Here is a 13,687-nt window from a genome sequence, read left to right as displayed (position 1 = left end):
TGTGCTCAGGTGCGAAAGAGGTTGGCTTCGTTAGCCGCGGGGTTTGCCGTCACGCGAGGCGAGCCGCTTCTCAGCTTCGCTCTCCGCGACAACGGCCGACTTGGTATCGATGGTCGGCTCCGCCGACATGCCGGGGCGCAGGCTGCCGTTCAGGCTCTGGTCGTCGAGCACGATCTTCACCGGGACGCGCTGCACGATCTTCGTGAAGTTTCCAGTGGCGTTGTCCGGAGGCAGCAGGGCGAACTCGAGGCCGCTCGCCGGCGATAGGCTGTCGACATGCCCCTTCAACCTGGTTGCGTGGAAGCCGTCGACGCGCAACTCGACCGGCTGGCCATTGCGAACGTGGGTGAGTTGGGTTTCCTTGAAGTTCGCGACCACATAAACCGCGTCGAGCGGCACCACTGCCATGAGCTGAGTCCCGGCCTGGACATATTGGCCGACGCGGAGCGTCCGTGCGCCGACCGTGCCGTCCATAGGCGCTGCGATTTCCGTATAAGAGAGGTTCAGGGAGGCCTGGTGCTCGATTGCGCGGGCCCGATCGAGTTGTGCGACAGCTTGGGCCCGCTGGGTCGCGAGCACCTCGATCTTCTTGCTGGCCGCGAGCAATCCTGCCTTGCCTTGTTGCAGCTGGGCGGTCTGAGAGCGCAGCGCTGCATCGGTCTGCTGGGCCCGTTGGATTGTCCCTGAGCCGGACTTCATGAGCTCGTCGTAGCGGGCACGCTCCTGCTGCGCGAATTTCAGACCGGCTTCGGTCGCATCGACTTCGGCCGCTTGCTGTTGAATCAGCGGCTCCTGCAATTCGATTTGCGCGTCGATGTTCCTCACCGTAGCTTCGGAAGCGGCTACGTCGGCCTTGGCCTGGTTCAGCGCAGTCTTGAGATCGCGGTCGTCAATGCGAGCCAGCAATTGGCCGGCTCTCACCGATTCGTTGTCGGTAACCAGGACTTCAGCGATGTAGCCGGAGATCTTCGGTGCGATGATCGTGGAATCGGCTTTGACATAAGCGTCGTCTGTGGTTTCGAGGTAGCGCCCCGCCGTGAGGTAGTAGTGGCCGTAGGCTGTAGCCCCGGCGACACCGAGCGCTGCGGCGAATGCGAGTGCCGCGCGCCGGATTGCCTGGCGCGATGGAGCAAGGCCGATCTTGACCTTGTCTTCGGGAGCGTAAGAAGTGGTCGACATGGTTGTCTCCGAAAGCTCTGGGACGCCAGATCTCAGTCGTGGCGATGGACGTCATGGGTGACGATGCCGAGGTCGGGATTGGGCGGGTCCAGCCGCCGCGGCTCGGCCAGCGTGCGGCGGATGTCGTCTAAGCCGCTTTGCCAATGAGCTCGCATCGCGCTCAGCCCGAACTCGTAGTCCTTCGAGTGGCCCTCGTAGATCTTAGACTGGTAGATCAGATGAATGATGTTGTGGGAGCTGTGGCGAGCCAAATCCGCAATAGCCCGAATTTCCGGATCCCGCTTTGCGCTTTCCGGCAGCTTCTCCATCGTTCGCTGCAGCGCCCGGCGCATCTCCTGCATCCGTAGCGCCTGATTTGTTATGGCGCGCGTTCGGCTCGAATACTGAATGTCCTTCTGGCGGCTCGACACCTCCATCATGTCGTGCGGGACACGTCCCTGCGCGGACCAGAGATCAACTTGAAACGTCAGCGTCTCGCCCGGCTCGCCGGATAGCACGCGGGACAGCGGTGTATTCCAGGCGACGCCGCCATCCCAGTAGTGTTCACCTTCGATGTCCACTGCCGGAAATGCCGGCGGCAAGGCGCCGGAAGCCATGAAATGCTTCGGCCCCAGCCGGCGTTCGGCAGTGTCGAAATAGGTGAGATTGCCAGTGCGCACGTTGACCGCGCCGACGCTGACGCGCACGTCGCCCGAGTTCAAGCGATCAAAATCGACGAGCCTTTCGAGCGTCCGGCTCAGCGGTGCTGTGTCGTAGTAGCTCGTCGCTGCTTCGCCCGAGAAGGGTGACCAGAGCGGCGAGGGAAAGCGCGGCTTGAAGAAGCCCGGCTGCCCCTGGAACAAGGCCCGCATGGCGGCAAAAGCGTTGTTGAGCGAGCGCATGTCGAATGCGAACGGCAAGGCATCGCCCAGCCCTTCGCCGGCGGGCCATCCCGCTGGACACGCGCAGATGGTCTCCCAGAACTCACGCAGCCGTTCGACCCGTTCAGGCTCTGGCGAGCCTGCGATAATGGCCGCATTGAGTGCTCCGATCGAAATGCCAGCGATCCAGTTCGGCCGTATGCCGGCCTCGTGCAAGCCCTCATAGACTCCTGCCTGATAGGCCCCCAAGGCTCCGCCCCCTTGCAAGACCAAGGCGACGACGTCATAGGGCAAGGACCTGGACTGCTCTGCCGCAGCACTCGTCTGCTCGCGCATCACATTCAACATGTTGCAAACTCCCGATATCGCGGCTGCTCCGGTCAGCGCGCGTTTGCCTCGATCAAGATTTCGGAGTCGAGCTGTCGTGCGGTCCGACCTGGCGAGAGGTAATCGTGGACCACGGTACCCAGCCCGAGCGTCAGGTCGGCGACGAGGTGCTTGGCCGACAACACTTGAAGAACCGGAAGCTCGGCGACGGGAGCAAGTGCGTGCGAATACAAGTCCAGTGCAGCTGGCCCCGTCCAAGAGCCTTTCACCGTGATGTCTTCGAGGTAATAGCGCACGAGCTCGCAGATGCGCGGCGTGCCGTCGACATGCGGGATGATCTTGAGCAGGAAGTTGGGAGCGGTAAGCTTCTTTGCTTCGATCTCGGTATCGAGGGCGCGGTGCTTGTAGCCCATGGTGCCGGTCGCGATGCGGACCGAGCCATAATTCAGAGTGCCGACGAGCGTGTCGATCTCGACCGCGAGCTTAGGTTGGGCGAGCTTCTTGGGAAAGCCCCACAGCTCGCGACCTCCCGCGATCGGCGGATGGTCGTTAAGGAACATCTGATGGGTAAAGCTGCCGGCCTGGCCGCGATACGACACCGGGATGACCTGTCCGCTTTCGGTGTAGTCGCCAAAGCCGGTTGAATCAGGCATCCGGATGAATTCGTAGTTCACCACAGCATCGGTTACTTCCAGCGGTTCTGGCACGATACGGCGCAGCGCTTCGATATCGGTGCGGTACTGGATGATGAAGTATTCGCGATTGACGAAACGGTAGGGGCCGGCAGGAAAGGCCGGGTTGGTGAGCGGCATCGCGAAGGCCGCCGTGCGTACGGTGTCGTGTTTCATTGGAGGAAATCCTGGTTGAGCGCTTGTGATCGGGCCGCGCCCTTCGAGAGAAGCGCGGCCCGACGGTCCCTACAGCTCGCTGACGTGCTCTGGATCGGCCGACGCCAGCGCCGCGGCGCGCTCGGCGCGTGGCGGGTAGATCCACACCGTGTTGATCTGCTGCTTGGTCTTCTTCGCCTCGTCTCCGACGAATTTCAGTTTCCGCTCCCAGCCGAGTGTGAAGATTGCGCCTGCTTCTCCGAGATCGAGGCAAGTGGCGTATGCGACCTGGTGATAGGGTTTGGTCGGCACGCCCAGAAGCTCGGCGGCGGCGTTGTTGCCGGCAAAAGCACCCATGCGCAGCGCGTGCTGACAGGACATCAGCGCGTAGTTGCCGGCGTCATCGCATGCGGCGCGTGCGGCATCGCCGGTAGCAAATACCCCCGCGACGCCAGGCACGCGTAAGTCGCGGTCCACCAGCAGCCTGCCCAGCTTGTCGCGCTCGGCGGGGATCTGTGCGGTCAACGGCGCTGCGCGCATGCCCGCGGCCCATATCACCGTCTCGGTCTCGATGCGTTCGCCGGTGGAGAGCAAGACGCCGGATCCGTCGAGCAATTCGACGCTCGCGCCGATCCGGGTCTCGATGCCGAGCTTCTTCAGGGCGTCCTCGATGACGGGGCGAGAATCCGAGCCCATGTCGGGAGCGATCGCCTTGCTGCGATCGACTATCACGATGCGTGGCTTTGCATCCTTGCCGAGGATCGCGCGAAGCCGCGCAGGCATCTCAGTCGCCGCCTCGATGCCGGTGAAACCGCCGCCGGCGACGACAACCGTGTCGCGCCCGTTCGTGGCCGGCCGGCTGGCAAGGCTATGGAGGTGCTTGTCGAGAGCAACCGCATCGGCGAGCTGGTCGACACTGAAGCCGTGCTCGGAAAGGCCGGGAACGTTCGGACGGAAAAGCCGGCTGCCGCTAGCGACGACCAGCCGATCGTAAGTTAACTGCTTCTTCGTGCTCTCCGCTGTAGCGATAGTTACCGCGCGAGAATTGGTATCGATCGTTTCGGCGCTGCCCTGCACATAAACAACGTCGATGGATTTGAGGACGTCCGCCAGAGGCGCGGTCAACGTTTCGGGTTTCGGTTCATAAAGCCGCGGACGAACTACCAGTGTCGGCTCGGGCGCGACCAGCGCGATCTCGAGCTCCTCGGGGGTGGCGCCCCTGATGTCGCGGAGGCGGGCGGCGGAAAGTGCGGCATACATGCCGGCGAAGCCAGCGCCAATGATAACAAGTCGCATTTTATCTACTCCTCTGGTTTGACGTCTCGGGACACACGCGCGTCACCACCGCCGCTCCCCGGTAAGGAGACGACTTGCCGCGATTGCGACACGCAAAAGATGTGAATCGAAGAAAGCTAGTCGCTCATGGAGCGCTGCAGTCCGGCGTTAGCGGCGTTTCGCATGCTGCGTGACAGCCTCGTGACGCCATCGGCCAGCCGAGCCGAAGGGCGATCGGCTCGCTTGTGCGTAAAAACCCGCCGTCGTGGAACGCGACAGCTTCGTTTCTGGTCACGATCGACGTCGCAGCAGCCGGCGGAATTTCGACTTCTTCGCCCGTTGCCGACGTGAAGCGGACGCTGAGTGACAACCCGTAGACCAGCGCTGTTGCGATAGCCCTCCGTGGCCGGGCCATCCCGAGGAGGGCGACACTGTGCTTCCAGGCCATTGTTCGTCTCCATCCATTGTCGGTGTTCGATGCCATAGATTTACAGGAGTGGAGCCGCTGCTGCGCCAGAGCGATTGATGTGATTGCAGAGAGATTGCTGTTAGCGCACGCGCCTGCGCCAATCGCTTGGAGTTTCACCTGTCAAATTCTTGAATGCGGCGGCGAAAGCGGTCTGCGACGCGTAGCCAAGCTCCTTTGCCACCGATTCGATTGCCACATCGGTTTCCTTGAGCATGTCCATGGCGCGCTCGAGCCGCTGCTGGCGCAACCAGGCGTGAGGCGAAAGACCCGTGCTTTCCTTGAAGGCGCGGCAGAAGTGGAAGCGCGACAGGCCGGCGTCAGAAGCGAGGGCTGCCAGAGAGACGTCTGAATCGCTGTCCGAACGCAGTCGCTCGATCGCGCGCCGCAGCGCATGGGGAGCCAGCCCGCCCTTAATCGGCTCAGCGGCGGCTAGTGCGCCGGAATGCTCCGCCAGGATGCGCGTCGCCAGGAGATCAGTCAGCCGCTGTCTGAACAGGGCGTCCAGCACGGCATTGCCCTCCAGCGCATCGGCCGCACTCATCAACAAACCTGATGTGACGGGATCAGGATGCCCAGTGCGCTCCAAGAGATCTCCGGGAGCCGGCGCGTCGGCTTCGCGGGCAATGCGCTCAAGTGTCGCGTGCGGAAGATAAAGTTGGACGACGTCGACAGGTCCGGGAATATCCCATCTGGCGCTTGAACCCGCGGGAATGATCGTCACAACTCCGGAACGCGCCGTTCCAATCGCCACGGACTTTCCCGTGCGCCGCTCCAGGCGCTGGACCCCCGTCGGATACGCCATAATGACGTGGTCAGTCATGGGCTGGACGACGTCGTGCAGAGCACCGTGCTTCCAATGCGCGATGCCGCCATTGGATGGATCCGAGGCAATCTGGAGCGGCGCTGTCTTGAGGATACGGGCCATCTCCGCATCGGCGGCTCGTCGCTCGGCGGCCACTGAGGTACTGGGGCGCGCGCTTGGTGCGGCAAGCAGAGCCTCCAAAGGATCGTGTGGGATCGGCTTGTCCATAAAGCGGTCCTCGCATTCGGCAGACACTTCGAGGTCGAGAGTGTTTGTTGCTAACGCACGCGCCGCCGCCAATCGCTTGGCGTCTCTCCGCTCAATCGCCTGAAGGCTGCGGCGAAGGCGGTTTGCGAGGCGTAGCCAAGCTCTGCTGCCACCATGGCAACCGATGTGTCGGTGTCGCGAAGCATGGTCATGGCCTGCTGGAGCCGGTGTTGGCGCAGCCAGCCGTGAGGCGAAAGCCCTGTGCTCTCCTTGAAGGCGCGACAGAAGTGGGAACGCGACAGGCCAGCATCTGAGGCGAGGGCGTCGAGAGAGACGTCGGTATCGCTGTCCGAGCGCAAACGTTCGACAGCGCGGGAGAGGACCTTCGGCGAAAGTCCGCCGACGATCGGCTGGAATGTCGTTGGCGAACCGGTGTGCGCAGCCAGGAGGCGCATGGCCAAGAGGTCTATGAGCTGGTGCCTGAATAAGTTATCGAGAGCGCCATTGCGCTCCAGGGCAGTTACTGTGCTCAGGAGTAATCGGGACGTAATTGGATCCGGATGCCCCGTTCGCTCCAGGAGATCGGTCACTGTGCCGGTCACTGCTTCGTCGGCAACGCGCCTCAGAGTTGCGTGAGGAAGATAGAGCTGAACGACGTCGACGGGTTTCGGGATATCCCATCGGGAGCTTGATCCCTCTGGAATGATAATCACGGCCCCGCGACGAAACGTACCTCTCGCAACCGATCTTCCCGACCGCCGCTCCATGTGCTGCGTCATGCCGTTATAAGCCATGATGACGTGGTGACTCATGGGTTCGACGACGTCATGCAATGGATCATGTTTCCAGTGGGCGATGCCGGCGCCCGAGGCGTCCAAGGCCATACGGAAGGGCGTGGTGTGGAGCACGCGCGCCATCTCTGCACCAGCGGGGCGCCGGCCGGCAGTCGACGGTTGGCCTTGGCTCGGCTCGGATACCGCCGTCAAATCGTCCGGAGCAGCATTCTCGATCGGCTGGCTCATGCTGGAGTCCTCGCTTCAGGGCGTTGCGGTCACAGCATCGGAGCTCGACTTCGCGGCTGGCCCGAGGGCGGCTGCTTGCTGTCTGCCCTCGTCGGGTACCGGCGAGTGTCGCGAGCTGCTGGCGGGCGTTCTATGCCCGGAGAACTACTGGGTCTTTCCCAAAGCGGGGCCGCTTTTCCCAAATCTGCTCAAAGCGCCGGCTGCAAGACCTTGTGATCGGTCGAACAAGACGTTCTGTCGGATCGACCGGAGGGAGGAGATCGCAAATCGCGTTGAAATAGCTACGGAAAATCGCTTCTGAGGATCGAGGCTGTCGTTTGTCCAATCGCACGTTTGAACGTCCGTCAACCTAGACCGCCCCACTCCGATACCGGATAATGAGGGCTGACTTTAGGGTGGTGGAGCGTAACGCCCTGGCGGGTCAAAATCTTTTGGAATGGCGATCGAGATGGCACAGACCGGCTTCTATGGTCAGAGGCTTGCGCAGTTCTTGCGCTTGAAAAATGTGCCATCTTCGCTGATTACGCGTTCACTGCGCAGCACCGAAGTTGCTGTTACCGAAGCATGGAACGATAACCCAGAGCCAGCTCTGAGCGGCTCTTATCGCGAAGACGCCTACAACGTCAGTCTGAAGCTTCAGGATTACCCCGACTGCGAGCTCTGGGATAATGGCAAGTGCGTCGTTAAGGCGGATATCCGGGCCGGCGCGACATACCTTTACGATCTCAAACGCGATCCACGCTACGTCATCGACAAGCCGTTTCACTCGCTTCATTTCTACGTTCCGCGCTCGGCGTTGGACGGTATTGCTGAACAGTTCGGCGCGCCCCGCATTGGCGAGCTGACCTGTCCGCTCGGCGTCGGTCATGACGATGCGATCATGCGTCATCTCGGTGCGTCGCTGCTAGAAGCCCTACGTCGGCAGGACGAGGCCAATCAACTGTTCATCGATCACACGATGCTTGCGCTGACCGCCCATGTCGCCCAGACCTATGGCGGACTGCAGCCGATCAACGAACTGGCGCGTGGCGGCCTTGCGTCGTGGCAGGTGAGACGGGCATGCGAAAGGCTCGATTCCGATCTTGGTGGGACATTGTCATTGCAACGGATCGCTGCTGAACTCGGTCTCTCCGTTAGCCATTTTTCGCGAGCGTTCCGCATCTCAACAGGCTTACCGCCGCATCAATGGCTGCTGCGCCAGCGCGTGAAGGCAGCCAAGCAATTGATGAGCGTGCGTGATCTGACGCTGTCCGAGATTGCGATATCGGCGGGATTCGCCAACCAAAGCCACTTCACGAAGGTGTTTTCGGCGCACGTCGGTGTCAGCCCGGCGGCATGGCGCCGGGAAGCGCTCGGCGTCAGGGACCGCGAGTCCTGACCACTCGATCAGCGGCGCTGCGCGAGTAGCATTGCGTAGACGGCCCGCCGTGCTGCAAAGATCTCGTCCGGCGGATAACCGATGCCCTCAGCGAGGTTTGCAGGATCGAAGAAAAAGGCGTCGCACGCTTCGTCTGGCTCGACACCGGTGATCACGATGGTACCAAGCCGAATGGCTTCCCGGCTATCTTCATCGGGCCATCGGACCGTGACATCGAGCATGGGGTCGTCGGGGCGGCCGAGTAGCGCCATGAGGCTGAAGCGCATATCACTGTCAGCGATGTGCCTTTCGAGGTCCCTATGCAGGGCGTCGGCCGAACTTGTCTTGACCTCGCCTTTCGGCAGCGCAGCGTCACTGCCGACCGGGGCAACCTTGAATTTGATGAACTGCGTATCGCCGATCGCATTGGTCGCGGGGAACGCATGAACGGCCCAATAGGTGGTGTCGGCGAAGCTCGGGGGCAGCGGATGGGCGGCGATGTAGTCGGCCTGGTGTCGCGTTTCGGGATGGGTAGCGGTGAATGCCCTGACTTTCACCGGGTCCCGCCTTCCATCCACTTGCAGACTGTGCGCCTCGAGGAAGGCCAGCATCTGATCGAGCGTCCTCGCATAATGAACCGGAGCACTCTGCGTGAGAATGTCCGAGCGATGATCCTCGTCCCCGAGCCTGAAACTGAAGCCGCGCAGGTCGAGATTGTCGGTCTCCGATCCGTTGGGATAGCCGTCCACGGAGAAGCGCGCCAGCACGCGGGATGGTCTTGTGAAGCTCTGGGACGTCGTGATCTCGTCGGCCCGAACCGAGGGGATATAGGTCCCCCGGACGTTGCGGCCCTCGGCAAAGCACGCGCGTGCCGAGGAGGTCCCGTTGATGGCTCTCAGGGCGTCGACGAGCGACGCGTGCTTGGCGGCATTGGACCGGATCATGGCGATGTATCCGATCGACTTGCTAAAGCGGCCACGCGCGGCAGTTTTTTTGATGCAGGAATACAGGGGGCTGGGGGCGCGTCAGCCGTGAGCTCCTGCAAAAGACCGGCACGTCATCGGCGGCCGTGATCAAGACCATGGGATTTTGCGCTTCGACGGACGGTCCCGGGATCTTCTGTCCTTCCTCTATTGTCGACGTGAAGCGAACCGTCGCGGAAAGGGCGCACATGAAGGTTGTTCTGAGAACTCTCGGTCGGGAGGCAAGTATCGCAGATTGGCTGACTAGGTTGCTCCAGACCATCATTTGTTCCTCCGCTCATTGCTTGGCGTCGACACAGTGATGGTAGTCAGCAGGCCGCGGCGCTGCCCCAGAGCGATTGTCCCCATTGCAGAGCGATTGCTGCCAATTCCGGACCTTGGAAAACGGTGCCTAATACCGCGCGAGTGCCTGGGCTTGTCGATCTGCAAGAGACCAGGAGGGAGCTGAGATCTTCTTGCAGTAGCATCGGCGGACCTCGATCGATCTTGGCGCGCGCGCTCCTGATCTCTGACGGTATTTAAACATACGCCACAAGAGGGCGGTGAGGGCAGTCTTGCTCACGCCGGCTGGGCTGATCAGTCGATTGACTCCGATAGTTGGCGCAATCGCCGGGAGTGCGAACTGGTCAAATTTTTCTGTGAATTCAAAGCCAAAAAATTCCGGCGGGTATGCCGTCGGCATTTGTCCGTCGGATTCGAAAAATTGTTCTTGCAAATCAACGACGAAACTCTGTCGGAAACGAATGAGTGGGAATGATTCAGGCCCGTCCCGAACTATGCCACCCGTCTAATTGCACGACTTAAGAGGCCGTACGTTCGATTCCTGTTGGAACGCAGAAGTCCGGGCAGGCGGAGCGCCCGACGGCGTTGCCTTCTTGAGCGCGTCAAAGTCCGCGTGGGTCCGCGCCACTAAACCCATTGCAAAGCCGCAAAACGCGCGCGCGATCTTCGGTGACATATTCAGCAAATGGACAAGCAGAAGGATCAGCTAGTCAAGTGCAGCGGTGGTTTGAGCGATAGCAGGATCGGGGGGCGCGCATCGTATCAGGCGTCTTCCGGCGTCTGCGGTTCGTCAGGAGTGATTCCATCGAAAAAGAAGCGCACAACGTATCGATCAAAAGGTCCAAGAGATCTGATCCCCAGCACGGCATTAGTCCCCAAAGACTTGAATCGCTCAAGTGTTCTGATGAGATCCATTTCGGGATCTTCAAAATTGATCAGACCGGCTGCATGGATCTTCTTCGATATCATGCGCGGCAGGCCGTACTCCTCAAGATGATAGACCGCACTAGGGAGAAACGCGCGGCTCATTCTGCCTACGAACCCGGAGATATCGACAGAAGGGTTCACAATGATCTTGTGAAGCTCATTTACATCCCCGAGGAGGGCAGACAACTTAAAGGTAACGGTCCGCTCCAGTTTGAAGAAGTCCTCTATGCTTATGCCACTCTGTCTGACCAACGAAATAATGTGGGACAGGTCGTCACGCCAATTGTGTGCAATTGCTTTGGTGACATTGACCACGTTAGACCACGAACTATCCCAGCCGCCGGCTTTGAGTTTGAGTACTTTATACAACATAGTGTCCCACTGAGCGGGATTTGACGAGTTGAGATAGCCGAACCCCTTCCACTCATCTGGTGCGTCTTTCATATTCTTCGCCAGGCTCAGCAGAAAATTTGCGTCGCTGTCCTGCAGAACATTTTCTTTCTTTAGACGTACGAACTGTTCCTCGCCAATGATGTCGGACATTTGAGTCCTGTACGCGACGATCCGCTCAATCTGATTATCTGTCAGCTGGTCCGCGTCGTCATCTTCGTCGAGAGTCCCTAGCATCTTGTCCGGAAATGAGATCTCGAGTTGTGCATCCTCGGACTTTGGCGGTGCATCCAACAGGAAGATGTTGCCGACGAAGTACTTGAACATGCGGCCGCCGCGGCCGATGATATTCTTGTATGTAAAGTCCTTAAGGTTGGTGCTGCCAACTTTGCTGCGCCATACAATCACATTTTGAGCGGAAGTATTGACGCCCTCAATGATGGAGGACGTGGAAACAATGCTGTCAAATCCATCCTCATACTCGAAAAGCTTGATCTGTAGCTGGCTGAGGCATCTGTGCATGCTGCCATTGTGGACCCCGACGGCTCGTTCGACGAGGTCGGCCAAGAGCCAGTCGTGTTCGTAGTTTTCCCTTAGCCACTTGGCGAACGCAGTGGTGTATATGCGATCTACACGTGGTAGGTTCTTGATGACGAGATCTGCAATCTTGCGGATTTCAGAGTACGTGCCAGCGTAAACGAGTGATTTCTGGTCGCCTGGAGAGATCAGCTCAATTAGCTTCGCACCTTTCTTAGCAGCGTCTCCTTTAAATTCCTTGTAAGGCTCTTGGATATTCAAATACACCGTGTTGAAATTTAGAAGTTCGATAAATTCCATGTCACGAGTGAACGCATTGTCGTTGAGCTTCTTGATGTTGGGCGCAAGGTAGTACCGCTGGCTCGCTTTCTTCGAGAGTTTTAGAATTGCCTTTATGAGAGTAGAGGCCCGCTCGGGGTCGTGCTCTTGGCTTGCTTTGTAGAATTCATCCACGACGAGAAGGTCGATCTTCCGCAAGGAAGTGAGATAACCGAAGGCGCGCTCTTGCGGAAAGATAAAGATGTTCTTGGGTCCGAGCCGTGTGTCTGGAGCGGTTATAATCGTGTAGTGTTCGGCGAACTTCTTGAAGAGCCGCCTTCGCGTTTCGTCCATCAGTGCGATTGTCGGAACGATGATTACAACGGTGTCGGGGTGCTTCGCTGCGACAAATGCGTCAATGATAAAGCTCTTTCCGAAGCTCGTTGGGGCGCTGACCGCAATGTTCTCGCCGTTCAGGAGCCTTGCTAGTACAGAGGATTGCTCTCGGTGCAGAGTTGCCAACCGGCGGCCAACGTCGACCTCAAATGCGTGATGCACATATTTCTGATCCCACGACGCGCTATCTAGCTGCAGATAAGGAAATAGGCCAGTCGCCCGGATCATATGGTTTACTAACTGCGGGTAAGGCGTCTTGGCCCGATCTAAGTCTGCCAGCAGTTGTATTAGCAAATTTCTGGCAGCCAACTCATTCTGGACCGACAGTAGCCCATTGATCTCCTGGCACGTCTCAAAGATCTCCATCACTTCTGTCCTTTGTAGAAGGCCACGGCGTGGACAAACGCATCAACGATCTTTTTCTTGCTCGGGACCGGAAAGAGAATGATGTGGAAGTTGAGATCATTATATTTATGAACTGAGCTAGATTTTGCGAGCTGCTTCGAAAAGTAAGACTCAGCCCGCTCCGTGTGAAAGACGGTCAACTCCGCCTTGTAGCTCTCCGATAATTGGTTCGCTGCTGCGGTTGTGGCACATTCGTGTAACAGAAGGATCGGAATGTGAATCTTCGCCTTCAGATTGTCGATTGACTCACGGTTGCTCAACGCAGATTTGATCTTCGCCCGAAGACCCGGAGCGATCGCTAATCCGTCCAGGTCGGACACGCTGGTGATGATTGCGTTTTCTTTCTTCAGTTTGTCGGTGGATAGTGAGTTCAGGACTGAGGTCACTACGGCATCGAGCCGAGCGTCAGCGATGGAATTGTAAAATTTCGCTTCGCCAAACCACAGTGTAAAGTCGTCACCATCTACGACGATGTGTACGCTGTCTGCTCCCTTGGCATTGTCCTGAACATTCTGCTTGTAAAATATCTTTGGAACGACAGGTAAAGCGCCAAAACGATGGCGCATTAGTCCATATAGGAACACTTCAGCTATTTCGCTCCCCTGACCCAGCTCGTCCTTGTCGGTCAATCTAAGGTTTTGAGCGGCCGCTATAAGGCTGCTGTGACTTTGGTCCACAAGTGCGGACCGCTCTCTTTGGGACAGAGCGGTTTGGGCTATATTGTCCCACAGGTAACTTTGGAATTTGAGGTACCGCCACTCGGCGTCCTCGAAGTCGTTAATTAAACTAAGAACCCGCTTGTTCACCAAAGTGGTGAGCTGAGAGACGGAAGTAATTCCGGCGAGAGCATCATCAATAAGAATTTCGAATGACACGGCTGTCATTGATATAATTGTCCCAAAAACATATACATAGCTCGGATTGGTGTAGGTTCCTACTGCACATTCGTAGGTAGCGAGGCGGGCCGCATACATTTGCCCCGCTTTTTTGTTGAGGAGTAGCCACGGCGACGGGCTGGTTCAGGTGAGCCGGAGAATCGCCGAGACGGCATGGGCGTTCGCCCCCTCTAACTCGCCGATACATGTGGGACGACAGAATTCTGTTTTACGGGTCGAGGTGAGCTTTGGATTTGCTACAGGATTTTCAGAACAACCAAACAATTTGTGCTGTTGCTGACGACCGGC

At 58.8% G+C, this 13,687-nt stretch carries 10 protein-coding genes; 1 reads left to right on the top strand and 9 read right to left on the bottom strand.

Annotation, left to right across the window (positions count from 1 at the left end; all coding sequences use genetic code 11):
* Window positions 1–30 precede the first annotated feature (30 nt).
* The 6 genes from AKN83_RS03285 to AKN83_RS03260 form a co-directional block, all read right to left on the bottom strand.
* Complete coding sequence (locus AKN83_RS03285) at window positions 31–1,179, bottom strand: HlyD family secretion protein (RefSeq protein WP_050406530.1); 1,149 nt, start codon at window positions 1,177–1,179, stop codon at window positions 31–33.
* A gap of 32 nt (window positions 1,180–1,211) precedes the next feature.
* Complete coding sequence (locus tag AKN83_RS03280) at window positions 1,212–2,387, bottom strand: patatin-like phospholipase family protein (RefSeq protein ID WP_050406529.1); 1,176 nt, start codon at window positions 2,385–2,387, stop codon at window positions 1,212–1,214.
* 32 nt (window positions 2,388–2,419) lie between these two features.
* The gene (locus AKN83_RS03275; RefSeq protein WP_050406528.1) at window positions 2,420–3,214 is read right to left on the bottom strand and encodes an acetoacetate decarboxylase; all 795 of its coding nucleotides are present in this window, start codon (window positions 3,212–3,214) and stop codon (window positions 2,420–2,422) included.
* A gap of 69 nt (window positions 3,215–3,283) precedes the next feature.
* The gene (locus tag AKN83_RS03270) at window positions 3,284–4,489 is read right to left on the bottom strand and encodes an NAD(P)/FAD-dependent oxidoreductase (protein ID WP_050406527.1); all 1,206 of its coding nucleotides are present in this window, start codon (window positions 4,487–4,489) and stop codon (window positions 3,284–3,286) included.
* A gap of 527 nt (window positions 4,490–5,016) precedes the next feature.
* Window positions 5,017–5,967: a helix-turn-helix domain-containing protein gene (locus AKN83_RS03265; protein WP_050406619.1), complete on the bottom strand. Its 951-nt coding sequence runs from the start codon at window positions 5,965–5,967 to the stop codon at window positions 5,017–5,019.
* A 50-nt stretch (window positions 5,968–6,017) separates the two neighbouring features.
* Window positions 6,018–6,968 carry a helix-turn-helix transcriptional regulator gene (locus AKN83_RS03260; RefSeq protein WP_083991892.1) on the bottom strand — a complete coding sequence of 317 codons (951 nt, stop codon included), beginning with the start codon at window positions 6,966–6,968 and terminating at the stop codon, window positions 6,018–6,020.
* A 448-nt stretch (window positions 6,969–7,416) separates the two neighbouring features.
* Between AKN83_RS03260 and AKN83_RS03255 the strand changes: the two genes are divergently transcribed.
* On the top strand, window positions 7,417–8,346 hold the full coding sequence (locus tag AKN83_RS03255) for a helix-turn-helix domain-containing protein (RefSeq protein WP_050406617.1): 930 nt from the start codon (window positions 7,417–7,419) through the stop codon (window positions 8,344–8,346).
* 8 nt (window positions 8,347–8,354) lie between these two features.
* On the opposite strand, the gene AKN83_RS03250 is transcribed toward AKN83_RS03255, so the two are convergent.
* From AKN83_RS03250 to AKN83_RS03240, 3 genes are all read right to left on the bottom strand, one after another.
* Complete coding sequence (locus AKN83_RS03250) at window positions 8,355–9,269, bottom strand: catalase (RefSeq protein WP_157113187.1); 915 nt, start codon at window positions 9,267–9,269, stop codon at window positions 8,355–8,357.
* 1,083 nt (window positions 9,270–10,352) lie between these two features.
* Window positions 10,353–12,464, bottom strand: a complete 2,112-nt coding sequence (locus AKN83_RS03245; RefSeq protein WP_050406525.1) for a DEAD/DEAH box helicase — start codon at window positions 12,462–12,464, stop codon at window positions 10,353–10,355.
* Window positions 12,464–13,387, bottom strand: a complete 924-nt coding sequence (locus tag AKN83_RS03240; protein ID WP_050406524.1) for a HamA C-terminal domain-containing protein — start codon at window positions 13,385–13,387, stop codon at window positions 12,464–12,466. Before AKN83_RS03240 ends, AKN83_RS03245 begins: the two co-directional genes overlap by 1 nt.
* Window positions 13,388–13,687 lie beyond the last annotated feature (300 nt).

It is taken from the genome of Bradyrhizobium embrapense, from assembly GCF_001189235.2.
In the GTDB taxonomy this organism is placed as follows: domain Bacteria; phylum Pseudomonadota; class Alphaproteobacteria; order Rhizobiales; family Xanthobacteraceae; genus Bradyrhizobium; species Bradyrhizobium embrapense.
The sequence above is the reverse complement of the archived record's forward strand: the minus strand, read 5'-3'. Positions and strand labels throughout refer to the sequence as shown.